This is a genomic window from Sporichthyaceae bacterium, from assembly GCA_036269075.1.
Lineage (GTDB): Bacteria > Actinomycetota > Actinomycetes > Sporichthyales > Sporichthyaceae > DASQPJ01.
In genome coordinates this window covers 1-24,269 of sequence record DATASX010000056.1, presented here as the reverse complement: position 1 = coordinate 24,269, position 24,269 = coordinate 1, and the positions used below count along the sequence as shown (strand labels likewise).

Sequence of the window (24,269 nt, the reverse complement as noted above, 5' to 3'; positions counted from 1 at the left end):
CTGTGGGAAATCCCGCTCACGGTGCGCAGCCCCCCGGCAGCGGGGTGGGTGCGGTCGTCGGCGCCAGGCCCGGGGTGGTGGTCTCGTCCGGGGTCGGGGTGGCGGTGGGTCGCGACGTGGGGGCCTCGCCGTGCTCCGGGCGCTCGGTGCGCTCCGGTTTCGCGGTGGCCGTCGGTTCCGCTGTCGGCGCCGCGGAGGCCTCGGCACGTTCCATCCGGCAATCGGTGATTGCTTGCTGCAGATGTGAGACCACGCCCCGCGCGGCGGTCAGATCGTCGGCGTAGATCGTGTCGCGGACCCGGTCCCGGTCCAACGCGGGCAGGTCGGTCAGCGCGATGTCGGAGCGTTCGTAGGTGCGCGACAACGACATGCCAAGCACGTGCTGGTGCAGCCCCTTGAAGATCGCCACCTGACCGTTCGAAGCCCCCACGTAGTACTGCCCCTGGGACCAGGCGTACCCAACCCACCCGGCGATCACCACTGCCAGGGCCACCCCGGCGATCAACGCGCGCAGCCACCAGCCGGTCAACCGGCTGCCGCGGCTCTCCGCGATCAGGTTGGCCTGCGCGTTGGCCAACCCGGTCAGGTCGATCTCGGACGTCGAACTCGTCGAGGCGGGCTGATGCTTGCCCGCCGCGGCCCCGACCACGACGGCGTGCCCGGTGGCCGGCTCCCCGGCCTCCACGAGGTCGGCGACGATGCAGGTGATGTTGTCCGGCCCGCCGTTGCGCAACGCCGCCGTGATCAACGTGTCGGCCGCCGTGTCCAGGTCGGTGCCGGTCAAGGCCGCCGCCATGGCATCGTCGGACACCACCCCGGAAAGCCCGTCGCTGCAGACCAGGTAGCGGTCGCCGGGGTGCACCTCGCGCACCGACAGATCCGGTTCCGGATTCGACCGGCCGTCCAGCGCGCGCAGCAGCAGCGACCGCTGCGGGTGGACGGCCGCCTCCTCGGCGGTGATCCGACCCTCGTCCTGCAACTGCTGCACGAAAGTGTGGTCGTGGGTGATCTGCTGCAGTCGGCCGTCGCGCAGCAGATAAGCCCGCGAGTCGCCGACGTGCACGATCCCGACCCGGCGGCCGGACCAGAGCAGCGCGGTGAGCGTGGTGCCCATCCCGTCGAGGTGCGGGTGCTTCTCGACCATGTCGCTGATCGCCTCGTTCGCGGCGTTCACCGCGGCGGCAAGCGTGTCGAGCAGTTCGGTGCTGGGCACGTCGTCGTCGAGACCGGCCAGCGTGGACACCGCTACCGTGCTGGCGACCTCACCGGCCGCGTGGCCGCCCATGCCGTCGGCGACCATCAGCAACGAGGGACCGGCGTATCCCGAGTCCTCGTTCCCCTCCCGGATCAGACCGACGTCCGATCGCGCCACGAAGCGCAGGGCCAGCGTCATCCGCCGGCTACTTCCGCAGCTCGAACGCGGTCTTCCCGATCCGGATCGGCGTGCCGATCGGGACAGGGGTCGGACCCTGGAGCTTCTGCCGGTCCAGGTAGGTGCCGTTGGTCGAGCCGAGGTCCTCCACCAGCCACTCGCCGTTGCTCGGGAACACCCGGGCGTGGCGGTTGGAGGCGTAGTCGTCGTCGAGCACGACGGTGGAGTCCGGCGCGCGACCGAGCGTGATCGCCACGTCGGACAGCGTCACCGAGGTGCCGGTCAGCGCGCCCGCTGTGACGACCAGCTTGGTCGGTGTGGTCCGCCGCCCACGCGGCTGCTTCGGCGGCTTGGTCTGCCGCGCGGCCGGGGCGATCGTCGGTCGCGTCGTCGAGGTCCGGGGGCCGCCCATGTCGGAGCGCATCACCGAGATCGTGGTGAGCACGAACAACCAGAGCACGGCAAGGAAGCCGAGCCGGATGACGGTGATCGTCAGTTCGGACACGGTCGGGGTTACTCCGCCGGTCGCCGGAACACGAGTTTGGTCTCGCCGATTCCGATCGACGCCCCGTCCTCCAGTTCGATCTCACCGACCGGCAGGCCGTCGACGGTCGTGCCGTTGGTCGAGTTGAGGTCCACCAGCACCGCCGGCGGACCGAGTCGGATCTCGGCGTGGCGGCGCGAGACGCCCGCGTCGTCGATGCGCAGATCGACCTGAGTACCGCGGCCCAGAACCGTGACCGGACGGCTCAGCGGGTGCCGGTCGCCGTGGACCTCCAGGTACGGGGCCGGGGCCGGGCGGTCCTTGATCACAGTGGTCTCGGCGTGAGCCGCCGCGCCCGGGTCGACCACTCGCGGCACCGGCACCGGAGCCGGATTCAGCACCAGCGCGGGTGTGGGCGCGGGTATCGGTGCCGGGGTCGGCGTCAGGACCGGTGCGGGAGCGGCGGCCGGTGGCTGCGGTTGCGGTTGCGGTTGCGGTTGCGAAGTCACGACTGCACGCACGCTGGAGACCACGGTGCTGCGCAGGCGATGCACGCCGATGTCGAGGTCCTCGGCGCGAGCGAAAGTCACCGAGACCTCGCCGCGCAGTTGGTAGTTCTGCTCCTTGGCGTGGTCGCGCACCACCTCGGTCAGCTCCTCGCCCAGGCTCTGCGCGTACATCTCCAAGCGGTCGTAGTCGTGCGGGGAAAGTTCGACCACGAAGGAGTTCGGGACCATCGTCGTGCCCTTGCCGACGATCGCGGCCCGGTCGTCCAGCTCCCGCTGCAAGGCGCTGGCGATCTCGACGGGTTGCACGTCGGCCCGGAAAGCCTTGGCGAAGGCGCCGCTCACCATGCCCTCGAGCCGTCGCTCGAAGCGCTGGAGAACTCCCACTTCGACCTCCTGGCGAGCTCCGAGCCTGCTCGGGCGGGCGGCACCCGGGTGGCGGGCACTCACCTGGGCGTGGAACCGATGCTATCCATGCCACCTGAGGGGACCGTGGACCTCGGCGATGCATTCGTAGTGCTTGTGGCAACAGCCCCACCACGCCGGTGCTAGCCTGTCCACCGCTCGCGCGAGTGGCGGAATGGCAGACGCGCTGGATTCAGGTTCCAGTGCCCGCAAGGGCGTGGGGGTTCAACTCCCCCCTCGCGCACGAGAAAAAACGGCCCCTGATCTGCATACGCGGTCAGGGGCTTCTTCGTGCAAGATCATCGGCGCCGCGACGGCGTCGCCTTCCAACCGTTGGGGCGGCTCTTGTGAGCCGCCTGACGCAACCCCCGGGCAAGGTTGAAAGAGCTGAGGCGACAAATCGGGCGCAGGGTGTCCCACCCGTTTCGACTATGCCCAGGGGTTGCTCGGCTGCGCGCTGCGGGTGGTCGTTCGCACATGGGTGCAAATGACGCGAGTCGGATTTGCGAGATCTCGGTCGTGGGCCGACACTGCCGCAGTGAGTGCACGGAAGGCAGTCAGCGCGCGGAAGACCGTGAACACCGTTCTGCGGCGGGTGACCGGGTACGAACTCACCCGGTACACGCCCCCCGGGCCGGCGCCGGAGATCCGGGGGCCGCAGTCGGGGGACCGGTTGGTCACCGACCCGATTTTCCTGATGGCGCCGGTCCGGTCGGGCTCCACTTTGCTGCGGGTGCTGCTCAACGGGCACTCGCGCCTGCATGCCCCGCAGGAGCTGCACCTGCGCCACCTGCAGGTCACCGCCCGCACAGCGGATGCGCGCCGCTCGATGGAGATCCTCGGGCTCAACGTCGCCGACCTCGAACACGTGCTGTGGGACCGGCTGCTGCACCGCGAACTTGTCCGCAGCGGCAAGGACTTCATCGTCGAGAAGACCCCCGGCCACGCCTTGCTGTGGCAGCGGATCGCGACCTGCTGGCCGGACGCCAGATACCTGTTCCTGCTGCGCGACCCGACGGCGATCGCGTACAGCTGGTACGACGCGGACCCGAAGAAGCGCACGTTGGAAGGGTCCGTCGCCAAGACGTTGCGCTACATGCAGGCCGTCGAGGCGGCCCGGCAGACGCTGCCCGGCCACACCGTCCGGTACGAGGAGCTGACGAAGGACCCGGTGGGCGTGCTCAAGGGCGTCTGCGATTACCTGGACATCGACATGGAGCCAGGCCTTGCCGAGTACGGGTTGCCCGCGGACGGGCTGGTGCGCGGGCTCGGCGACTGGCGCAGCAAGGTCCGCTCCGGGCAGGTCCAGGCCCCCCGCGCGTTGCCGGCGGACCTGCTCACCCCGAAGGAGCTCGAGCCGTTCTGCACGGCCTGGGGCTATCCCACACATCCGCGCACCTGAGCACCGGAGAGCGGAACGCCCGGGCCGCGACGCAGGTCGCGACCCGGGCGTGCCGGTGTCCGTGGGCTACGCGGCGGTGTTCTCCAGCACCATCGCGATGCCCTGGCCGCCGCCGATGCACATGGTCACCAGGGCGTGGCGCTTGTTGGTGCGACGCAGCTCGTACAGGGCCTTGACGATCATGATCGTGCCGGTGGCGCCGAGCGGGTGGCCCAGTGCGATGGCGCCACCGTTCGGGTTGGTGCGCTCAGGGTCCAGGCCGAGCAGGTCGGCCACGGCCAACGACTGCACGGCGAAAGCCTCGTTGGACTCGACGATGTCCATGTCGCCCAACGTCAGGCCGGCTCGCCGCAGCGCCTGCGGGACGGCGTCGACCGGGCCGATGCCCATCAGTTCGGGCGCGACACCGGCGTGGCCCCACGAGAGGATCCGCGCCATCGGGGTCAGCCCGCGACGGGCCACCTCGGCGCCGGAGGCGAGCACCACGGCAGCGGCACCGTCGTTGATACCGGAGGAGTTGCCGGCGGTCACCGCACCGTTCGCGCGGAAGACCGGGCGCAGCTTGGCCAGCTTCTCCAGATCGGTCGACGCGTTCGGGTACTCGTCGACGTCGAAGACCCGGATGCCCCGGCGGTCCGGTACCTCGACCGGCGCGATCTGCTCCACGAAGTGACCAGCCGCGATCGCGGCCAGGGCCTTGCGCTGGCTGGCGTAGGCGTACTCGTCCTGCCGCTCGCGCGGGATGTCGTACTTGTCGCCGAGGGCGTCGCACAGCGCGCCCATCGCGCCGTGGCCGAACGGGTCCGCGAGCGTGCCCTGCAGCCAGTCCTGGACGGCGGAATCGCCGAGCTTGCTGCCGTTACGCATGGCCGGCAGGGCGTGCGGGGAGCGGGAGAGCACCTCGGAACCGCCGGCCAGGCTGAGCTCGACCTCGCCGGCAGCGATCAGCCGGGCGGCCTGCACCACGGCCTCGACGCCGGATCCGCACAACCGGTTGACGGTCAGCGCCGGTGCCTCGACCGGCAGGCCGGCGGCCACCGCGACGGTGCGACCCAGGTAGAGGTCGGTCGGCTCGGTCGGGATGACCTGACCGAAGACCGCCTGCTCGACGTCTGCCGCGTCGACGGCGGCGCGCTCGATGGCCGCGCGGGCAGCCACCGAGCCGAGCCGGGTCGGGGACAGCCCGGACAGCGAGCCGCCGAACGAACCGATCGGCGTGCGGGCGCCGGACACGATGAAGATCTCAGAGCTCACGGACTTCCTCCCCAGGTACGGGAACGCGGCTGGATGCCGCCGTCACTTACTCACGAGTAGAGGCTACCCGCCAGTAGGAGTGATGTCCCGACCCGCGGGCCCCGTTCGGCCGGCCGATCGGCCAATAGGGTCCGGGCATGCGGGTTTGCGCGATGGCGGTGGTCCTTCTGCTGGCCGGTTGTGGGTCGGGCGCCGCGGCAGACGGTGGGCCGGTGGCGACTCCCGTCCCGACGGCCTTGGCGCCGGCGAGTGCCACGCCGATGGAGACGGCATCGGCGGCTCCGAGTTCGTCCGCCTCGGCCCCGGCGTCGGCTCGGCCGAGCGCCACGCAGACGCTGCGGTACGAGCTGGACCACGCCAGTTCCTGCGCGGCGTTGGCGGCGAACTTCACCTACATCTCGGTGTCGTCGATCAGCACGTCCGCCGGGCAGACCTACGTCACCTATCAGCCCGCGACGATGCACTGCGGCGGGCCGGACGACTACCAGTACATCGTTCAGTCCGGGGTCCATCACGTCTACGTGGACGACGACGCCGAGGTCGTGCTGATCGACGAGACCGACAATCCCACCGAGGTCGCCTCGACGGCGCGGGACCTGCCGGCGGCGTTCGCCCGCAGCCATCAGCCGATCTTCGCGATCCGGCACAGCAGCACCGGCCAGGCCGGCGCGCTGGTGCAGCGTTTCCACCCCTGACGGCCCTCGGCAAGAATCCGGCACATGACGATCTACGCACTCAACCTGTTCGACCTGGCCGACAACGACGACTACCTGGCCTACTCGCGGCGATCCCCGGAGGCGGTCGGTCGCTACGGCGGGAAGGTCGTCGCGTTGGGGTACCGCGGGGCGGAGATCGCCTCCGGCTCCACCCCGGCGCGGGCCGCGATCGTGCTGGTGGAGTGGCCGGACCTGGCGGCCCTCGACGCCTACCGCTCGGACCCCGAACTGGCCGACCTGCACCCGCTGCGCGAGGGCGGGACGCTGAACTACCTCTGGTGGAGCTTCGACCGCATCGACTCGTTGCGCCCGCTGCTGAAGGACCGGTAGCCGTCAGTCGTCGGTCGGATCGCGCGGGTTCGCTTGCTCAACCGGCGCGGCAGGGTCACTCTCGACAGTGTGGTGACCAACCTTTGCAGCCGGTACCCGCGCAGCGTGATCGTCGTCCGCCTGCTGGTCGTGGCCTGGCTGATCGCCCTGACCGGCTTCCTGCTGGCCACCGGCTACTGGGGCTGGGCGCTGCTGACCATCGGTGGCGCCGTGGCGAACTTCTGGCTGGCCTGTCGGATCTCCGCGGCGAGACGGTGTTAGCTCGCGTTCGGCCTGCACCCTTCCGCTGTAGGTCTTTCCCGGCGTGAGGTCGTGCCCGTAGAGCTGCGAGACCGTCACGAACGTGTAGCCCTCGCGCTTCAGCGCGGCGAGGATCCGCGGGACGGCGGCGACGGTGGTCGGATGGATGTCGTGCATGAGCACGATCGCGCCGGGCCTGGTCCCGGAGACGACCCGCTCGTAGACCGTGTCGGAGTTGCGGTCCTTCCAGTCCTCCGGATCGACCGTCCACAGGATGATCGGCCAGTCGCGCTGGGCGAGGATCTGGCGCACGTGTTGGTTGAGGTCCCCGTAGGGCGGGCGCATCAACTCCGGGCGGATCCCGGTCGCGTCCTCGACGACGTCCGCGGTGCGGGTGATCTGGCTGCGCAAGTCGTCGTCACTGAGCGTCCTCAGGTCCGGATGCGACCAGGAGTGGTCGCCGATCTCGTCGCCGGCCGCGGCGATCTGCTTCAGCGCCTCCGGCCGCTGCGTCGCCATCTCGCCCACGACGAAGAACGTCGCGTGCGCGCCCGCGGCCTTCAGCATGTTCAGCAACGTCGGGATCTGCGTACCCGGACCGTCGTCGAAGGTCAGCGCGACGCACTTGGCGACCGAACAGTCGATCGCGCGCGGGGCGCCCGACGGGGCCGCGCCCGCTCCGGCGCCGGCGAGCAGCACTGCGGCCACGGCGGCGGAGACCACGCCGCCCGTGGCGATTCGCTTGCGTGCACGCAAGTTCGGCTCCCTATCGTCGGTCGCAAATCGACGATAATTCACCTTTTGGTCTCAGTCGAGCGTTGCTGCCTCGCGAACGATCTCGGCACCGCCGAAGGCGATGTGGCCGGGCAGGTGCCGGGCCAGCGGCGAAGGCGGCGGCCAGTACCAGGCGGCGGCCGCTTCGGTGCGTCCGCCGACGGTGACATCCAGGTGGCAGGCCTGCCCGTAGGACAGGCTGACCCGGCTCGTCGTCGACTCGGTGAGGAACTCCTGCCGGACGTCCTCCGGCGGGAAGTACACGATCCCGTTGACCTGCAGGGTGCGGCACGAGGCCGCGAGCACCTGGCCTGCCCATACCGCCTGGACCACGGGTCGGGGGTTGCCACGATCCGCGATCCGGCTGGGCGCGACGTACTCGATCGTCGTCATGGCCCACCTTCCACGTTCACAAGATCCAGCCGGAGCCAACATATTCGGGGTTGGTTACCGCCCTGTGCCGATCCGGTGAACAGGTCACCGGCCCGTTCCCGCAGGTTCGGAAACGGTGGCTCAGGCGGCGGTGGTAAGAGAAAGGTAACCGTACGTCACTGAATGTCGCTCTGCGCTGATGACACGCCGTTCACGTTTTGCGGGTGCCTCGGGGACGGGCTTTTGCTCAAGGTGTACGAAGTCGTACTCTTCGGCCATGGCCGAACCCACGACCGCGCCGGGCCTGGCCCCGGCGGCGCGCAAACGCTGGCGCCCACGCCGACCGCGTCGGCGGACGTTGCTCGTCAGCGGCGCCGCCCTGGTGCTGATCGGCCTACCGGTGGCGGATGTGACGTCGCGTCAGGTCGTGCAGCGGCTGACCGCCGATCGCATGCAGGACCAGTTGCACACCGCCGCCCGGCCCAGCGTGCACCTGGATGGGACGCCGTTCCTCACCCAGTTGCTCTCCGGCCGGCTCTCGCGCCTCCGGGTGGACGTGGTGGGCGCAACCGCCTGCAAGGTGCGGATCACGCACGTCGACGCAGTGCTCACCGGGGTGCGGCGCAAGTCCGGGGGAGTGGCGGTCTCGTCGGTCTCCGGCGACGGCCTCCTCAGCTACGACGACCTGAGCGCGGCGGTCGCCCCCCTGCGGATCGCCGCCGGCGAGCCCGGGCAGGTCACGGTCAGCGGGGGGTTGGGCCCGTTCGGCTTCACCGCCGCCGCGGCACCGCGCATCGAGGGCAGCACGTTGGTCGTCTCGCCGGTCTCGGCCTCGACCACCACCGGCTTCGGGTCGTCCAGCACCGACCTGAGTGGGCTCCCGCCCATGCGCATCCAGCTGCGGCAGATCCCCGACGGCCTCGCGGTGAGCCTGGACCCGCGGCCGGACGGGTTGGCCTTCACCTTCGCCGGCCACGACGTTTCGCTGGCCGCCGCAGGTTGTGCCGGCGGCTGACATCCTGGCTGCATGCCTGAACTGCCGGAGGTCGAGGCGCTGCGGCGCCTGCTGACCGAACGCGCCGTCGGCCGGGCCGTGATCGGTGTCGACGTCGCCGCGATCAGTGCGCTCAAGACGTTCGACCCGCCGGTCTCGGCGCTCAGTGGCCTGTTCGTGTCCGGGGTCGCCCGCCACGGCAAGTTCCTCGACCTGGGCGTCGGGGGCAGCACTGCGGCCGACGCGCCGTTGCACCTGGTGGTCCACCTGGCGCGGGCGGGCTGGCTGCAGTGGCGGGAGAACCTGCCCGCCGGCCCGACCCGGCCCGGCAAGGGTCCGCTGGCGTTGCGGGTCCGGCTGGGCGCGGTGGACTCCGACCCGCCCAACGCGGCGTGCGGTTTCGACCTGACCGAGGCCGGCACCAAGAAGGGCCTCGCGGTCCACTGCGTCCGCGACCCGGCGCAGGTGCCCGGCGTGGCCCGGCTCGGCCCGGATCCGTTGGCCGACGGGTTCAGCGTCGAGGTGCTGGCCGAGATCCTGACCGCTGCGGGGCGGGCGCAGATCAAGGGTGTGCTGCGCGACCAGACGCTGATCGCGGGGATCGGGAACGCCTACTCCGACGAGATCCTGCACGCCGCGAAGCTGTCGCCGTTCAAGCCGGCGGCAAGCCTCGATGCGGCCGGGGTGGCGCAGCTGCACAGCGTCATCCGGACCATGCTGGCCGACGCCATCGGGCGGGCGCAGGGCCTGGCGACCAGCGAGCTCAAGGGGGAGAAGAAGGCCGGCCTGCGAGTGCACGGCCGCGCCGGCCAACCGTGCCCGGTCTGCGGCGACGTGGTGCGGGAGGTCTCGTTCGCCGACTCCGCGTTCCAGTACTGCCCGACCTGCCAGACCGGCGGCAAGCCGTTGGCCGACCGTCGGCTGTCCCGCCTGTTGAAGTGACGGGCCGTCAGCGGTCCTGACGGTCCGTCAGAATCAAGCCCACCCGACGCCCGGCCCCGGTGGCCCCCCATGTTTGCCGGGCCGGGCGTCGGAGTTCGTGGCCTGCCTCAGCTGGTCCGAGCCGGCTCCAGCACCGGCTCGATCATCTTCCAGCGGGCGTTCTCGCACTCGTTCGTGCGGCTGAAGCTCGAGTCCACCGGCTCACCACCCCAGCGGCCCACCACCCGCGCCGTCTGCGGTCCGTCGTACTCGACCGCGCAGACGCGATCGGCGCTGGGCGCCTGGAACGGGTTGCGGCCGCCGGCCTGAGCGGAAGCCAGTGCCGAGCAGGCCTCCGCGGCCCGTGGTTGGTCGCCGCCGGAAGGGTTGCACTGCAGGTGCATGAACTGGGCGGGAGCATCCGGCGCGGACCGGTAGACCACGGTGAGGTCGGTCGGTCGCGCCTGTGCGGCGTCGGCCGGGACGGCCGGAACCACAACGGTCGCGGCGCCCACGATGAGGGCCGCCACGGCAGTGATTCGTCGAATACGCACGACGGTTACGACGGGACGGATCATCTCCGGGTTCCCGCGAACCGGACATCGGCGCCCGGATTACGCCGAACGGGTGGCGAATACCGTTCCGATTGGTGGTGATCGTCCGGGAAGTCGCGGATGTCCGATGGTCGAAAAGTTGTCGTACAACACTGATCGACGTAGCCGATCGCCTCCTGCGAAAGCTTGCGGGGTGTCAACATGGGGTGGTGATCGAGATCGTGGCGCACCGCGGTTCGCGGGAGGGCGCCGCCGAGCACACGCTCAGCGCGTACCGAAAGGCGATCCTGGACGGCGCCGATGCGTTGGAGTGCGACGTCCGGCTGACCGCCGACGGCCACCTGGTGTGCCTGCACGACCGCCGGGTCGACTTCGTCTCCGACGGCCGCGGCGTCGTGTCCACCCTTCCCTTGGCCGATCTCGGGCAACTCCAGTTCGGTTCCCGCCGGCCGTGGCGGATGCTCGACAAGTACCGGGCACCGGCGGGTGCGTCGACCCCGTCCGGCCCGGAACGCGCCGACAGCGCGATCCTGACGTTGCGTCAGCTCCTGGAGCTGACGACCTCGGCGGCGCGGCCGGTCGGGCTCTCGATCGAGACCAAGCACCCGACCCGCCACCGCGCGCTTGTCGAGGAGCGCCTGGTCGAACTGCTCGACGAGTTCGGGCTGCTCGGTGTGCCGCGCTCGATGCCGGCCTCGGCGGCCGGCGCCCAGATCGGCGCCCGCCCGGCGATCCGGGTGATGAGCTTCGCCGCGGTCTCGCTGCGCCGCATGCGGCGGCTGACCCCGGAGTTGGACCTGGTGCTGCTGCTGGGCCGGATCCCGCCGCACCTGCGCGACGGCCATCTGCCCGAAGGTGTGCGGGCGGCGGGCATCGACGTCGGGATCGTCCGGCGCGACCCGGACTACGTGGCCCGCGCGCACGCGCAGGGCAACGCGGTCTACGTCTGGACGGTGAACTCCGAGGCCGATGCCGACCTCTGTCAGGCCGCCGGGGTCGACGCGTTGATCACCGACCGGCCGCTGGGCATCCGGCGGCACGTGCTCGAGGGGCGCACCGCAGGATCGGCTTGAGCCTGCGGCGGATCCCATAGGGTGGGCGCTCCGCACGTGATCGGTTCAGGGAGCACCCACATGAGCGAGCTTGCGAGCTCATCAATGAACACAGCGCGACCGTGCCTCATCGGCGTGCCGAGGAACGAGGCACGCCGATGAGCAAGGCCACCCGGGCTCGACGCGACGCCGAGCGGCAGAGCTTCGTCCAGCGGCCCTTCGAGGGCATGGCGGCGGAGTGCGACCTCGTCGCGATGCGCGAGATCGTCCCCGCGGCGACGATGAAGCTGCCGCTGGTCGGTGAGCACGCCGAACGCGACGTCACCTTGTGCACCGTGCTGCCGCTGGCGCTGCCGTGCCTGACCCGATCCCAGGGCAGCGTGCTGGTCGCGATGCAGACCCAGTTCCCGGCCGGCGACGCCAACCGGCAGATCGCCGCCGCGCTGCTGGCCGCGCTGCCGATCGACCCCGGCTCGACCCCGGTCTCGGTGGAGATCCAGCCGGACACACCGCAGATCCAGGAACTGCTGGACCCGGACGCGCCGCTGGAGATCGTCGTCCAGGACGGCTTCACGTTCTGGGTCGAGAACCCCGACGAGATGACCACGGAGATCCAACAGTCGCTGGAGCAGGCCAATGCCGCGGCGCCGCCGACGGCGCGCCTGTCATCGGTCGAGGCCGCCTACTGGAGCCACGAGCGCGACCGGGCCTGGCTGCGCTGGGTCATGCCGCAGGATGAGTACGCGCTGCTCAACGCATTCGCCCGATTGCACGCCGCCCGCGCCGACAGCGTCGGTGAGGACACCAAGTACGTGGGCGCGTTCCGCTGCCAGGGTCTGCTGGCCCCGGTGTGGGAAGTCCCGGTCGACCGGAAGGCCGTCGACTTCGAGGAGGGCGCGAAGGGGCTGTCGCAGCGGCTGGCCGAAGCGCTGGCCGACGACTCCCCGCTGACCGCCGTGCAGCGCCGGGCCAAGGAAGGCTTGGCCTCGCGGCAGCTCACGATCCGCTGAGTGCCGACCCCACCCCGAGGAACTGCCGGTGGGCGACGTCGCGGTTGTGATCCCGGCTCGTGACGAGGCCGAGCGGATCGCGGCGACGATCGACGCGGCTGCCGGGATAGCCGGGGTCGACCTGCTCGTGGTTGTCGACGACGGCTCGACGGACGCCACCACCGCGGTCGCGCGTGGCGCGGGCGCCTTGGTGCTGCGCCACGAACGCAACCGGGGCAAGGCTGCCGCGCTGGAGACCGGCGCGGCCGAGGTGGCCCGCCGCGACTCCGCCGACCACCCGGCGCCGCGCTTGTTGCTGTTGCTGGACGCCGATCTGGGCAGGAGCGCGGCCGCTGCCGCGGACCTGGTGCCGCCGGTGCGCATCGGCGCTTTCGACATGACGATCGCGAACCTGCCCGCCGGGCGCGACGTCGGCGGCGGCCGCGGCCGGGTCGTGCGGCTGGCCGCCCGCGGCATCCACCGTGCTACCGGGGCCGTGGTGCACCAACCGCTGTGCGGGCAGCGTTGCCTGACCCGGCGGGCTTTCGAGGCCGCGTTGCCGTTGGCCCACGGCTTCGGCGTCGAGACCGGGATGACGATCGACGTCCTGCGGGCCGGGCTCTCGGTCTGCGAGATCCGCTGCGAACTGGAACATCGGGTCACGGGCGCCGACTGGTCCGGCGTCAGGCACCGGGCCACCCAATACGCCGACGTAGCCGCCGCCCTGGCTCGCCGCATCCGCCCCGTTTCCGATCATCGATGATTGGAATGGGCACTCTCATACGCGTAATGGGCACTCTCATACGCGAGGCGGAGCGGGTGATCGCGCCCGAACGGCGGTCGCATACCCCCCAACGCGCGCCGCGCCGGACCAGGGGCGCGTCCGAACCAAGCACGACCCGTGCGCGGGTCCAGGCCGCTGGTCGGCGGACTGCCACCGGGTCGACGTCGAATCCCTGTTGCGCACGGGGATCCGCGGCCCGGCCGCCGACCGCGGCCTGCCTCATGCGTAGTCGGCGCCGGCCCAAAGCGCGGCCCAGACGGCGATCAACAGCGGGCCGCCGGTGATCAGCACGACCGCGGGCACGATCACTCCCGAGTCGTTCAGCGCGAAGCCGAGCAGCCCGGTCACCAGCAGCGCGACGCCCAGGCTGCGGACCGCCGCGTCGGCGGCCTGCACGCGGGCCAGGCCGTGCAGTCGCAGCGCGGCGGGGGCGACCGTCGCCGGCACGACCACGGCGAGCAGCGCCAGCAGCAGCACCACCGTGCCCGGGTTGTGCAGCAGCCCGAGGTTGGCCGAGAGCTTCCGGCCGATCTCGTGCGGCCCCTCGCCGTCCAGGACCTGCTGCACGAACCGGCCCAGATGTGTCCGCCGCCCCGCGGGGCGCCGCCAGTCCAGCAGCGCCAACCCGGTGATCAGCGTGCCGACCACCCCGGCCACCAGCAGCACGACCCGGGCCCGCAGCCGGATCCCGGCGATGCCGAGGGCCAGCGCCGCGGCGCCCGGCAGCAGCGACAGGAAGCCGCCGAAGTCGGTGCCCAGCCCGGGCCACCCGTCGATCAGTGCCGCGACGGTCCCCACGAACCCGACCGCCACGCCGGCCGCCCGACCGCCGTGCCGCGCCGCGACTGCCCGGCCCATCGCGGCCGCTGCCACCAGGACGCAGCTCGCGTACACCCCGAACGTGATGTTGCCGAAGCCGTAGAACCGGCCGGCGATCAACGGCGACAGTCCGAACAACGCGTCGGTCTGATCGCCCGCGCCGGTCGCCACGTCGGCCGCCAGTCCGACCGCGGTGACCGCGCTGATGAACGCGGCCGGCCCGTACGGTCGCCGCCGCCACGGCCCGAGCGCGGCGAGCAGCGCAAGCGCGGTCGCGCCCACCGCCGTGCCGCCCCAGACCACCACCGCAGGATGCCGCCAGCGCGCCCAAGGCAGCAGGTTCACGACGAACGAAGCCGGCGCTACCGAGCCGAACCACAGGCCAAGTCGGCGAGCCGCGGCCCGCCGTCGCCCCACCCACGCGGCCGAGAACAACAGCAACTCCGCGCCCGCGAACACAACGAAGAACGGCACGAACATCTCCCGCACCGTGCGGGCGGCGGTCTGCGCGGCCAGCAGGTCGCCCTGACGCGCTGATCCGAGGTGGCTCTCCAGCAGACCACCGGGCAGCGCCGGCCCGGTGGGCACGCCGGCCAGGCTCGCGGTCAGATCGGTGAGCTGGGCCAGGCCCCGGCGCCGGGTCGAGGTGGATCCGAGCCAGGGCCGGTGCGCCGGATCGACCGTCGGCGACCGGCCCGACAGCACGGTCAGTTCGGGGCCCGCGCCCGGGCTGTCGGAGATGCCCGCGAGGAGGAAGGCACGGCCGAGTTGGGCGAACTCGCCGACGATGGCGTCGACCGTCCGCAGCGCCACCGACCGGGCTGCCGGGTCGGCGGGCAGATCCCCGGCGTCGACGACGATTCGTCCGCAGGCGCCCGAAAGCGACGTCGGATCAGCCAGGTAGCGCGCCGCCAGGAAACCGTCGGCCTCGGCCAGCGCCACGGCGCCGCCAGGACCGAAAGCACAGTCGCGCGACTGGTGCTCGTGCAGCGGACCCTGAAGCGATCCCCACGAACCGCCCTGCGGCGCACCGCCGGTCAGCCGGGCCCAGTCGGCGATGCGGTAGCTGCCCCTGCCGTCGAGGTTGCCCGGTACGGGCTTCGGAGCCGGGACCGGGACGCACCGGCCGTCGAGGCGGGGCGCGGCGGCCCGCCCGCCCGCGTTCAACGTCAGCCAGCCGTCGATCGGGCAGGTTCCCGCCCGCGCTGCGCGCACGGTCAGCGAGCCCACCACCGAGTGCTGGGTCAATACCCACAGCTGCGGGGTGCCGGCTTCGGTCACGTCCGACCAGCGCAGCCCACCCACCCCGACCAGGCTGAGTGAGTTCGCGACCAGGAGGTCCGGCGAGCGCGGCGCCCACCCGGCGAGCATCGCCAGGGCGACGATCAGCACGCTCAGCGCCGCAGCCGTCGCCCGCACTGTCCGCACCCCAGCCGCCCCTCTCGAATCGTCCGCCACCGTAGTGCCGCGCGACGCGCCGTCGTGGTTACCGGTCGACGGCCGGACACAGTCCTACGCTCGCTAACCGTGACCGATCCCATCTCCCTGGCCTCGCTGGCTGTGGGCGCCGGTGGGTGCGTGGCCGCATGGGGCGCCAATGTGCGCTTCCGTCGGCTGCGACGAGACTGCGCGCTGCTGCAGTCGGGAGCCGAGCGCTCCTCGTTCATCGTTGCTGCCGCGCGGACGGCGGCGGAGTTGGAACGCCTGCGGGGTGACGTCGGCCGGTTGCACCGGGACTTCGACGACTTCCGGGCCAACATCGACGAGTCGATCCGGCGGGTCGCCGTGCACCGGTACGACGCCTTCGGCGAGATGGGCGGCCGGCTGTCCTGGTCGGTCGCGCTGCTCGACGACAACGGCGACGGCATCGTGCTCACCACGCTGGTGAATCGGGCGGACAGCCGCTCGTACGCCAAGCCGGTGCGCCGTGGGAACGGCCAGACCGACATGGCGCCGGAGGAGATCCAGGTGGTGGCGGCCGCGATGCGGCCCTCGCGCGGGATCAGCCTGACCGACCCGGTCGCCGCGCCCTCGGTCCGCGCCTCCGCCTGAGGCCAGGCACTACGGCGTCCGGACCACCAGCGCGCTCGGCTCGACCACGACGGTCATCTCCCGGCCCGGCTCGAGCAGGTCGCCGTCGATCTGACGCGGCCAGGTGCGGTCGCTGGCGATCCGGATCCTGCGGCCCCGGAAGTGTTCGATACGCGCTCCGGGAGCGTCCGGGCGGCGGCGGATCACGTGCATCGCGAGCATCGTCCACTGCCGGAACGTGGCCGGCACCAGCACGGCCACGTCGAGGATCCCGTCGTCCGGGACCGCCCCGGGCAGCAGCAGCATCCCGCCCTGCAGTCGCCCCACGTTGCCGATGACCACGCCGCGGGCCCGCAGTTCGACCGGCGCTTCGTCGTCGACGGTGACGGTGATGTTGGCCCACCGGTCGAAGATGTGCCGAGCCCCGGAGACCATGTAGGCAGGCCAACCGACGCTGGCCTTCAGCCGGGCCGGGGCGTCGGCGATCATCGCCGCGTCCAGTCCCATGCCGGCCATCACCGCGAACCGGTGGGTGTCGTCGACCCGGCCGACGTCGAGCTTGCGGTCGGTGCCGTGCAGGCCGATCCGCAGGCAGGCGTCCCGATCCTGGGGCAGGCTCAGGTTGCGGGCCAACAGGTTGCCGGTGCCGGCCGGCAGGATCGCCATCGGCACGCCGGTACCGGCCAGCCCGGTCAGGACCGCGCAGATCGTGCCGTCGCCGCCGCAGGCGAAGACCACCGACGCGCCCTCGGCGACGGCCTGCCGGGCCAGGCCGACTCCGATGTCGTCCAGCCGGGTGGGCAGCCAGATCGGCTCGGCCCAGCCGGCCACCTGCAGGTAGCGGGTGACCGCGCGTTTCTCCTCGGCCAGGTTGGCGACCTTGGTGGGGTTGATGATCACTGCCGCCCGATGCCGTTCGGTCAACGGGACGTCGACGATCCGGGCGCGTTGCTCGAAGCCGCCGCCGAACAGTACGTACCGGCGGGCCAGCACGACCGAACCCAGTCCGCCCAGCAGGCTCACCCCGACCGCGGGGGCGGTGTACGCGCCCAGCACGAGTTGCCCAGCCGCCACCGCCAGCGCGCCGAGTAACGGCAGCACCTGGCCGAACGTGCGGCGCAGCGGCGTACTCAGCCGACGGCCCAGCACGACGGAGACCGACCCGTAGGTGGCCGCGCCCAGCGCGGTGGCGGTCGCCGGGAACGTCCGGCCGGACACGGCCGCGTCGGCCACGGTGATCGCCACCGTGACCAGCACCATCGAGGTCACCAGGAACACGGCCTCGCGCCAGCGGTGATAGCCCACCCGCATGCCCGCGACGAGCAGCGCCGCCGGGGGGGCTGCGACCGAGGCCGCCCCCAGGTCCTCCGTCCAGTGCGCGAGCGTGCGCCACGAGCCGTGCGCGGTCGGCCAGTACGCCCCCGGCCAGGTGTCCAGGAGCCGACCCAAGACGGTGAACACCACGGCCAGCAGCACACCGGGGACGCTCAGGCGGCGCGCCAGGCGCAGCAGGTCGGGCGTCACTTCACCGACGCTATCGGCAGGCGAGCGCAAGATCGTGGGTAACCTCGCAGCGTCCGGGTCGCGCCGTGCCGCGTCCGTCCCAGCGCAGGAGGCACCGGTGAAGGGCACCCCGGAGGGCAGGCGGCTGTTCGCGTCCTGTCTCGGGGTCGGCGTCGGGCTCGGCCTGGTGGCCGGCCTCGGGGCGGCCGTCGCCTTCCACAGCGGCGCCGACGCCGTTCCGTGCCATCCGGACGACCCGCAGAACTTCACCATCTGCCGGGAGATCGACCTGGCCGGATTCCAGCTGCGATCCGGCCTGGAGGCCGCCTGGACTGTCGGCGCGCTGGTCGCGCTGGTCGGTTGGGTGCTGTCGGTGGTCGCCGTCCTGTACTCGGCGCAGCAGCACCACCGCCCGGAGCACCAGGGGCCCCATTGGTGACCGGTCGTGTCCGGGCGGTCGCGTGCGACCTGGACGGGACCCTGCTGCGGTCGGACCTGAGCATCTCGCCACGGACCCGGGCCGCGCTGGCCGCGGTCGAGGAGCGCGGGATCCTGCTCGTGTTCGTCACCGGGCGCCCGCCGCGCTGGATCTGGCCGGTGGCGGCCCAGGTCGACCACCGGGGCCTGGTCATCTGCGCCAACGGCGCGTTGCTCTACGACCTGCACACCGAGCAGGTCGTCGGCGGCGACCTGATCAGCCCCGAGGTGCTCGCCGCGACCGTGGATCGACTCCGAGCGGCCGATCCCGGGTTGGCGTTCGCGATCGAGTACGGCGCCCAGTTCGCGCACGAGGCGGCCTATCCCGTCGCGGTCGAGCACCGCCGGGCCGACGTCCGCACGGTCAGCCCCTCCGAACTGGTCGAACACGCGGCCGCGAAGCTGCTGGTGCGCCACCCGGTCCGGGCCTCGGCCGATCTGCTGGTCCAGGTGGCGGAACTCGTCGGCGACCTGGTCGAGGTCACCCATTCGACGCCGATCGGGCCGGGCCTGCTGGAGGTCTCGGCGGCCGGGGTCAGCAAGGCCAGCGCGCTGGCTCGGCTGTGTGCCGAGCACGGCATCGCCGCCGCTGACGTCGTCGCGTTCGGCGACATGCCCAACGACCTGCCGATGCTCGCCTGGGCCGGCCGCCCCTACGCGATGGCCAATGCGCACCCGGATGTGCTCGCCCGCATTTCCGGGCGGGCGCCGAGCAACGACGCCGACGGGGTGGCGACGGTGCTCGAGGAGCTGCTCGCCGTCCACGCGGAGCCGGATCCGTTACCCGGCAGGTAATGGTTTCGCTGCAGCCCCGGTCGTAGCGTCGAGGCCGTGACCGACCCTTCGCGCCCGGCACCGGGCTCCGGGCCCCTGCTGCAGCAGTGGCGCCGTCGCCGGCGTCTCTCGCAGCTCCAGTTGGCTTCCGACTCGGGCGTCTCGACGCGGCACCTCAGCTTCGTCGAGACCGGCCGGGCCCGGCCGAGCCGGGAGCTGATCCTGCATCTGGCCGAACACCTCGACGTGCCGCTGCGCGAACGCAACCGGATGCTGTTGGCTGCGGGATTCGCCCCGGCGTACTCCGAGGAGCCGTTGGACGCCCCGGAGATGGCCGCGGTGCTGGCCTCGCTGGAGCTGGTGCTGCGCGGGCACGAGCCGTTCCCGGCGTTGGTGATGAACCGTCACTTCGAAGTGGTGGCTGCCAATCGGGCCGTGGAGGTGCTCACCGAGGGGCTTGCCCCGGAGCTGCTGACCCCGCCGATGAACGTCATGCGGGCCGCGCTGCACCCGGACGGGTTGGCGCGGCGGGTGGTCAACCTGGCTGAGTACCGCGCGCACGCGCTGACCTCGCTGCGGCGCGCGTTGGACGCCGGTCCCGACCCGGTGCTCGAGGAACTCCTCCGGGAGCTGTCGAGCTACCCGGTACCGCCGGGGCTGGTCGAGGCCGAGCCGCCGGTGGCCGCGTTGGTGCTGCCGATCCGGCTGCGCGCCTTCGGGCCAGGGACCTGCGAGATGACGTTCTTCAGCACGGTGGCCACCTTCGGCAGTCCGCGGGACATCACGTTGTCGGAGTTGGCGATCGAGACGTTCTTCCCGGCCGACGTCGCGACCGAGGCGGCCCTGCGGGCCCGGGCCGCCCGGCGCGACACGGCTTAGCCCCCCGGTTCGCACTTCTGCGGCCTGTCACACGTATCGGGGGCTGCCGATAGGTGCGACAGGCAGCAGAAGTGGCGGTCCGGGCGCGCCCAGAGCCGGTCAGACCCCGTCGAAGAAGTCGTCGTGGCGCTTCGGGTCCGTCGGGATGTCCCAGAACTCGACGACCCGCCGGTCCGGGCCGAAGCGGAACAGGTTGGTCTCCAGAACGTCCAGCGTGACGCCGTCGGCGGCGCGGGTCGCGGTCTCGTGGACGACCACCACGCCGTGCTCGGCGTCGGCGAACACCTCGCGCACGTCGAGCTTTTGCGTGCCGCCGGTCAGTTCGAAGCCGTGCGTGAGGACGTCGGTGATGGCCTCGATGCCCTTGTGATCGCCGGAGATCGGCCCGGTCCCGCGGATGTGCATCACCGCGTCGGGGGCGAAGGCCGACAGCACGGTCGGCAGGTCGCCGGCGGCCATCGCGGCGAAGGCCTGGCGCAGGGCGACGGCGTTGGGGTGTTCGGTCACGACGTCACCTCGCTGCGCTCGGTGGCGTCGTGACCGTTTGGTGCTGTGAAATTTGTTCTCTCGCTGCGCTCGTTCACGTTCGGCTCCCGGGGTAGGTGGCGGGCCGAGTTGCCCGCCACCACCACCCTGGTCCTCGAGCGGGTTCCGGTCGATTACTTGCCGGGTAATCTGCCTACCAGGAAGGGATCTGACGTAGCGTCAGAGGTACTGGCCTTGACCGCCGTCGCCGTGAACCGCCATCCCGGGCGGCTTGCCGCCTGGCCCGGGCCCGCCCGGCAGGGCCCGGCGCATCTGCTCCAACTGCGCCTGCGCCGCCATCTGCTGGGCGAACAACGCGGTCTGGATGCCGTGGAACAGCCCCTCGAGCCAACCGACGAGCTGAGCCTGCGCGATGCGCAACTCGCCGTCGCTGGGCACCCGGTCGTCGCCGAAGGGCAACGAGAGTCGCTCCAACTCCTGCACCAGCTCCGGTGCCAGCCCCTGTTCGAGCTCGGAGACAGTGCTGCGGTGGATCTGCGCCAGCCGCGCCCGGCTGGCCTCGTCCAGCGGCGCGCTGCGCACCTCCTCGAGCAACTGCTTGATCATGCTGCCCAGCCGCATCACCTTGGCGGGCTGCTCGACCATGCGCGTGATCGAGTTCTTGTCGCTGCCGTCCTCCGGCGGGCCCTCCACCGCCATCCCGGCGGGCGTCACGACCAGGACTCGTTGGTCCTCGGGTTCCTCGGGCGCAATCATGACCTCAACAATTCCCTTCGACTTGCGAAGATTCCGGAGCAGGTCTCAGCGGGTGACCTCGAGCAGGATCTTGCCGACGTGCTCGCTGTCCTCGATCGCCTGGTGGGCTTCGGCGACCTGCTGGATCGGCACGGTCCGGTCGACGATGATCCGAACCTTGCCGGCTTCGATCAGCGGCAGCACGTGCTCGCGGACGGCGGCCACGATCGAGGCCTTCTCGGCTGCACCACGGGCCCGCAACGACGTGGCCAGTACCGCGCCGCGTTTGGACAGCAGCTTCCCGATGTTCAGCTCGCCCTTCACACCGCCTTGCAGACCGATGATCACCACGCGCCCGTTGACGGCCAACGCGTCGACGTTGCGGTCCAGGTAGGCCGCACCCATGTTGTCCAGGATCACGTCCGCGCCGTGCCCGTCGGTGGCGGCCTTGACCGCCGCGACGAAGTCGTCCTCGCGATAGTTGATCAGCACGTCGGCGCCGAGCTCACGGCAGCGCTCGAGCTTGGCGGCGCTCCCCGCGGTGACCGCCACTCGGGCGCCCAGTGCGCTGGCCAACTGGATCGCGGTCGTGCCGATGCCACTGGCCCCGCCGTGCACCAGCAGGGTCTCGCCCGGCTGCAGGTTGGCGATCATGAAGATGTTGGACCAGACCGTGCAGGTGACCTCGGCCAGCCCACCGGCCTCGACCAGGCTCATCGAGGGCGGCCGCGGCAGCAACTGCCCGGCCGGGACCGCGACCTGCTCGGCGTAACCGCCGCCGCCCAGCAGCGCCGCGACCTCGTCGCCGACAGCCCACCCGGTGACCCCGGAACCCAGCGCCCGGATGCGCCCGGAGCACTCCAGGCCGGGGTACGGCGGAGCCCCGGGCGGCGGCGGGTAGAACCCCTGGCGCTGCATGATGTCCGCCCGGTTGACTGCCGAGGCGGCAATGTCCAGCAGCACCTCGCCGGGGCCGGGCACCGGGTCCGGCACCTCCGCCCAAACCATGGCCTCGGGCCCACCGAACGTCGGCAAAGTGATCGCATGCATGATCCGAGCCTATGCAGGGCGGGCGGCGGCCAAACCCGCGGATGGGCAGGGCGGCGCAGGTCACGGCGCGATCCGGCTGATCTGGATACCGTTCGGCAATGGTCACCGAGTATTTCCCCGACGCCGTCCCGATCGAGGACTACGTCAAGCGCACCCACGCCGCTGTCCTCCCGTACGGCTTGGCCTCGGAGAAAACTCTGGCGATGGTCGGCGTCTGCCGCGACGAGTTGACCTGGGCGTTGGGCGAACCCGTGCGGGCGACCTGGGGCCCGGCGTTCGCGATGGGCGCCATGGCCGGGATGTTGCTGTTCGGGGCCACCGGGCTGCGGGCCGCGATGGCCCACGCGCCGGGTGCCGACGGCCGGCAACGCTTCGTGGTGTACGCGATGCCGCACGTCGGCGTAGACACCGACGGCGTGATCGGCTTCGTGAACCGGCCGGGGCAGGGGCGGCGGACCGCGGCCTGCGGCGCGCTCATGGCCTTCCGCAACGAGTTGGCCGGCGGGAGGGTGAACGTCGACCTGGATCCGGTCGACCTCGAGATGAGCTTGCTGCGGCAGCGTCTGCTGCGCGCGATCCCGTACGGCGAGGTGCCCGGGGTCGTCGAGTTCACCCGGATCGCGGCCGAGGTGATCCTGGAGGACCTGATGGACACCGCGAGCCAGATGCCGGAGTGGGCGGCGGCTGACGTGGCCGTGTTCACCGGTATCCAGGTCCACACCCCGGACGGCGACTACGTCGCACCCGGCCACAGTTCAGTCCGCCTGGTCGGCGATCGGGACCCCACCGACCTGGAGATCTGAGGAGACCCAACCTTTACCCGGGGTCGATTCAGTCGCAATCGACCCCGCGAAGGCCGCACCGGCTCCCATTTCGACCCGAGCGTGTCGGGCGTGCTCAATGTCATTGCCACCCCGGGAATTCCGCTGCCTCCGATTCCGCGCCAACGTCATGTGATTAGCCACCTTGACGTACACCTGGAATTTCCTTTACATACAACGCGCAGCACGAAACATGGCCGGATTAAATTGCCCACCTTCGTACCGGGGTGTCGGCAGAAAGCGAGTCCGCAATGCGCAACATCCGGAGCGTTGGTGCGGTACTCCTCGCCGTGGTCGTTTCCGGTGGCGTTTCCGTCCCGGCCCACGCGGCCGCCGGCCACCACAATTGGGACCCGGCGAAAACCGCCGTCGACCCGGGCGGCCTCATCGAGGTCTGCAACCACAGCGGATACCTGTTCAACGTCTACGCCGACGGTCCCACGGCGCGGAAGGACGACCTGGCAGGCAGTTTCGACGAGTGCACGCACTGGAGCCCGGTGCGCTCCGGCCATTACGACATCGGCTTCGGGCTGCGGAGCGCCTCGGTCCAGGACGTCATCATCCAGGCGCGGTTCCAGCGCGGGGGCCAGACCTTCTACAAGCTGTTCAACCGCGAGGGCGTCGTCGCCGGGAATGTCGGACCGGGCTCGGCGACCCGCGTCGACCTGTTCATCCCCCAGGGTTGAGAGTTCACCGGCCGGCCACGACGATCTTGGGCCCGAGCAGACGATTCCGGCGGTCATGCAAAAGTTGCAGGGCTGCTCTTTAAGTTCGTGATCATCTGGGCGCACCAGTCTTGGCGGACAGCAGAGCTCAAAGCGGACATCCGGCCGATAGCGTTGAGGCGTGATCATCTAGGGGGATAGGGCGTTCCAGGAGCCGTTTTCCGCAAGGTCCCGCGGAAACGGAGCGCAGGGGAAACGACGGTCCGCAGCGTTGCGGTCCGCAGCGTTCCTTGGAATTTTCCTGCACTGCTGACGACGACCGATCCGTTCTGCACGCCCTCGGCCAGTCCAGGCCGAGCAGTCCAGAAAAGGAGTGAGCATCCCAATGCGCAAGATGTCCCGCGTTGGTGCGGTCGTCGTCTCGGCCGTCGCCACCGCCTCTGTTCTGATGCCCGCCGGTGCCGCCAGCGCTCACGCGCGTCACGAGCGTGGACCGGCTCTCGGCAGCATTCAGATCTGCAACCACAGCGGCTACATGTTCAACGTGTACGCCGACGGTCCGTCGATCCGTGAGGACGACCTGGCTGGTTCCTTCGACGAGTGCAGTGACTGGGCGCGTGTGCTGCCCGGTCAGTACAACATCGGCTTCGGCCTGCGTACGGCCTCGGCGCAGAACGCCATCATCCAGGCTCGTTTCAAGCGGGACGACCACGTTTTCTACAAGGTGTTCAACCGGGAAGGCGTCGTTTCCACGTTCGTGGGACCGGACCAGCTGACTCGGGTGGACCTGTTCATCCCGCAGGCGTGACCCGACCCTGCGTCCTGCAGGGCTGACACAGGAATCCGACAGCGTCGCGCGGCCGTCTAGGGGGCCGCGCGA

The 24,269-nt window shown here is 71.1% G+C and carries 27 protein-coding genes and 1 tRNA gene; 16 read left to right on the top strand and 12 right to left on the bottom strand.

Going from position 1 to position 24,269, the window contains the following annotated elements; all coding sequences use genetic code 11:
• Positions 1-16: 16 nt before the first annotated feature.
• From VHU88_10065 to VHU88_10055, 3 genes are read right to left on the bottom strand one after another with little or no spacing between them, the layout of a single operon-like run.
• Positions 17-1,393, bottom strand: coding sequence for a PP2C family serine/threonine-protein phosphatase (locus tag VHU88_10065; protein HEX3612019.1), 1,377 nt, complete (start codon positions 1,391-1,393; stop codon positions 17-19).
• Positions 1,394-1,400: 7 nt separating this feature from the next.
• Positions 1,401-1,877 carry an FHA domain-containing protein gene (locus tag VHU88_10060; protein HEX3612018.1) on the bottom strand — a complete coding sequence of 159 codons (477 nt, stop codon included), beginning with the start codon at positions 1,875-1,877 and terminating at the stop codon, positions 1,401-1,403.
• Between the two features lie 8 nt (positions 1,878-1,885).
• Complete coding sequence (locus VHU88_10055; GenBank protein ID HEX3612017.1) at positions 1,886-2,749, bottom strand: DUF3662 and FHA domain-containing protein; 864 nt, start codon at positions 2,747-2,749, stop codon at positions 1,886-1,888.
• Positions 2,750-2,928: 179 nt separating this feature from the next.
• On the opposite strand from VHU88_10055, the gene VHU88_10050 reads away from it, so the two are divergent.
• Positions 2,929-3,011: transfer RNA gene (locus tag VHU88_10050), tRNA-Leu, on the top strand.
• 294 nt (positions 3,012-3,305) lie between these two features.
• Positions 3,306-4,169, top strand: coding sequence for a sulfotransferase (locus tag VHU88_10045; protein ID HEX3612016.1), 864 nt, complete (start codon positions 3,306-3,308; stop codon positions 4,167-4,169).
• A 66-nt stretch (positions 4,170-4,235) separates the two neighbouring features.
• Here VHU88_10045 and VHU88_10040 read toward each other — a convergent pair whose 3' ends face one another.
• Complete coding sequence (locus tag VHU88_10040) at positions 4,236-5,423, bottom strand: acetyl-CoA C-acyltransferase (protein HEX3612015.1); 1,188 nt, start codon at positions 5,421-5,423, stop codon at positions 4,236-4,238.
• A gap of 152 nt (positions 5,424-5,575) precedes the next feature.
• Here VHU88_10040 and VHU88_10035 point away from each other — a divergent pair, with 152 nt between their 5' ends.
• Positions 5,576-6,118, top strand: a complete 543-nt coding sequence (locus VHU88_10035) for a hypothetical protein (protein ID HEX3612014.1) — start codon at positions 5,576-5,578, stop codon at positions 6,116-6,118.
• A 24-nt stretch (positions 6,119-6,142) separates the two neighbouring features.
• On the top strand, positions 6,143-6,469 hold the full coding sequence (locus VHU88_10030; protein ID HEX3612013.1) for a DUF1330 domain-containing protein: 327 nt from the start codon (positions 6,143-6,145) through the stop codon (positions 6,467-6,469).
• Between the two features lie 3 nt (positions 6,470-6,472).
• On the opposite strand, the gene VHU88_10025 is transcribed toward VHU88_10030, so the two are convergent.
• Both VHU88_10025 and VHU88_10020 read right to left on the bottom strand, forming a co-directional pair.
• Positions 6,473-7,465, bottom strand: a complete 993-nt coding sequence (locus VHU88_10025) for a polysaccharide deacetylase family protein (GenBank protein ID HEX3612012.1) — start codon at positions 7,463-7,465, stop codon at positions 6,473-6,475.
• A 51-nt stretch (positions 7,466-7,516) separates the two neighbouring features.
• Positions 7,517-7,876: a DUF427 domain-containing protein gene (locus VHU88_10020; protein HEX3612011.1), complete on the bottom strand. Its 360-nt coding sequence runs from the start codon at positions 7,874-7,876 to the stop codon at positions 7,517-7,519.
• A gap of 256 nt (positions 7,877-8,132) precedes the next feature.
• On the opposite strand from VHU88_10020, the gene VHU88_10015 reads away from it, so the two are divergent.
• Together VHU88_10015 and VHU88_10010 are read left to right on the top strand one after the other, a co-directional pair.
• A complete protein-coding gene (locus VHU88_10015; protein HEX3612010.1) occupies positions 8,133-8,870 on the top strand; it encodes a DUF2993 domain-containing protein in 738 nt (245 codons plus the stop codon).
• Between the two features lie 12 nt (positions 8,871-8,882).
• The gene (locus VHU88_10010) at positions 8,883-9,791 is read left to right on the top strand and encodes a DNA-formamidopyrimidine glycosylase family protein (protein HEX3612009.1); all 909 of its coding nucleotides are present in this window, start codon (positions 8,883-8,885) and stop codon (positions 9,789-9,791) included.
• Between the two features lie 107 nt (positions 9,792-9,898).
• Here VHU88_10010 and VHU88_10005 read toward each other — a convergent pair whose 3' ends face one another.
• On the bottom strand, positions 9,899-10,324 hold the full coding sequence (locus VHU88_10005; protein ID HEX3612008.1) for an SSI family serine proteinase inhibitor: 426 nt from the start codon (positions 10,322-10,324) through the stop codon (positions 9,899-9,901).
• A 209-nt stretch (positions 10,325-10,533) separates the two neighbouring features.
• On the opposite strand from VHU88_10005, the gene VHU88_10000 reads away from it, so the two are divergent.
• From VHU88_10000 to VHU88_09990, 3 genes are all read left to right on the top strand, one after another.
• On the top strand, positions 10,534-11,397 hold the full coding sequence (locus VHU88_10000) for a glycerophosphodiester phosphodiesterase family protein (protein ID HEX3612007.1): 864 nt from the start codon (positions 10,534-10,536) through the stop codon (positions 11,395-11,397).
• Positions 11,398-11,534: 137 nt separating this feature from the next.
• On the top strand, positions 11,535-12,386 hold the full coding sequence (locus VHU88_09995) for a DUF5926 family protein (GenBank protein ID HEX3612006.1): 852 nt from the start codon (positions 11,535-11,537) through the stop codon (positions 12,384-12,386).
• Between the two features lie 28 nt (positions 12,387-12,414).
• On the top strand, positions 12,415-13,128 hold the full coding sequence (locus VHU88_09990; GenBank protein ID HEX3612005.1) for a glycosyltransferase: 714 nt from the start codon (positions 12,415-12,417) through the stop codon (positions 13,126-13,128).
• Positions 13,129-13,368: 240 nt separating this feature from the next.
• On the opposite strand, the gene VHU88_09985 is transcribed toward VHU88_09990, so the two are convergent.
• Complete coding sequence (locus tag VHU88_09985; protein HEX3612004.1) at positions 13,369-15,396, bottom strand: hypothetical protein; 2,028 nt, start codon at positions 15,394-15,396, stop codon at positions 13,369-13,371.
• Between the two features lie 99 nt (positions 15,397-15,495).
• Between VHU88_09985 and VHU88_09980 the strand changes: the two genes are divergently transcribed.
• A complete protein-coding gene (locus VHU88_09980; protein HEX3612003.1) occupies positions 15,496-16,020 on the top strand; it encodes a DUF4446 family protein in 525 nt (174 codons plus the stop codon).
• A 9-nt stretch (positions 16,021-16,029) separates the two neighbouring features.
• Here VHU88_09980 and VHU88_09975 read toward each other — a convergent pair whose 3' ends face one another.
• The gene (locus tag VHU88_09975) at positions 16,030-17,523 is read right to left on the bottom strand and encodes a diacylglycerol kinase family protein (protein ID HEX3612002.1); all 1,494 of its coding nucleotides are present in this window, start codon (positions 17,521-17,523) and stop codon (positions 16,030-16,032) included.
• A gap of 97 nt (positions 17,524-17,620) precedes the next feature.
• Between VHU88_09975 and VHU88_09970 the strand changes: the two genes are divergently transcribed.
• The 3 genes from VHU88_09970 to VHU88_09960 are packed head-to-tail and all read left to right on the top strand — an operon-like array spanning position 17,621 to position 19,632.
• Positions 17,621-17,941, top strand: a complete 321-nt coding sequence (locus tag VHU88_09970) for a hypothetical protein (protein ID HEX3612001.1) — start codon at positions 17,621-17,623, stop codon at positions 17,939-17,941.
• The gene (locus tag VHU88_09965) at positions 17,938-18,774 is read left to right on the top strand and encodes an HAD family hydrolase (protein HEX3612000.1); all 837 of its coding nucleotides are present in this window, start codon (positions 17,938-17,940) and stop codon (positions 18,772-18,774) included. The genes VHU88_09970 and VHU88_09965 overlap by 4 nt, the downstream gene beginning before the upstream one ends.
• A gap of 36 nt (positions 18,775-18,810) precedes the next feature.
• Positions 18,811-19,632, top strand: coding sequence for a helix-turn-helix domain-containing protein (locus tag VHU88_09960; protein ID HEX3611999.1), 822 nt, complete (start codon positions 18,811-18,813; stop codon positions 19,630-19,632).
• A gap of 99 nt (positions 19,633-19,731) precedes the next feature.
• On the opposite strand, the gene VHU88_09955 is transcribed toward VHU88_09960, so the two are convergent.
• The 3 genes from VHU88_09955 to VHU88_09945 form a co-directional block, all read right to left on the bottom strand.
• The gene (locus VHU88_09955) at positions 19,732-20,139 is read right to left on the bottom strand and encodes a nuclear transport factor 2 family protein (GenBank protein HEX3611998.1); all 408 of its coding nucleotides are present in this window, start codon (positions 20,137-20,139) and stop codon (positions 19,732-19,734) included.
• Positions 20,140-20,337: 198 nt separating this feature from the next.
• Positions 20,338-20,874, bottom strand: a complete 537-nt coding sequence (locus tag VHU88_09950; GenBank protein ID HEX3611997.1) for a bacterial proteasome activator family protein — start codon at positions 20,872-20,874, stop codon at positions 20,338-20,340.
• Between the two features lie 45 nt (positions 20,875-20,919).
• A complete protein-coding gene (locus tag VHU88_09945; protein ID HEX3611996.1) occupies positions 20,920-21,903 on the bottom strand; it encodes an NAD(P)H-quinone oxidoreductase in 984 nt (327 codons plus the stop codon).
• 98 nt (positions 21,904-22,001) lie between these two features.
• Here VHU88_09945 and VHU88_09940 point away from each other — a divergent pair, with 98 nt between their 5' ends.
• The 3 genes from VHU88_09940 (at position 22,002) to VHU88_09930 (ending at position 24,197) form a co-directional block, all read left to right on the top strand.
• A complete protein-coding gene (locus VHU88_09940; GenBank protein ID HEX3611995.1) occupies positions 22,002-22,706 on the top strand; it encodes a hypothetical protein in 705 nt (234 codons plus the stop codon).
• Positions 22,707-22,975: 269 nt separating this feature from the next.
• Positions 22,976-23,410 (top strand): hypothetical protein, encoded by a 435-nt coding sequence (locus tag VHU88_09935; GenBank protein HEX3611994.1) that lies wholly within the window; start codon positions 22,976-22,978, stop codon positions 23,408-23,410.
• Between the two features lie 364 nt (positions 23,411-23,774).
• Positions 23,775-24,197 (top strand): hypothetical protein, encoded by a 423-nt coding sequence (locus tag VHU88_09930; protein ID HEX3611993.1) that lies wholly within the window; start codon positions 23,775-23,777, stop codon positions 24,195-24,197.
• Positions 24,198-24,269: the final 72 nt, after the last annotated feature.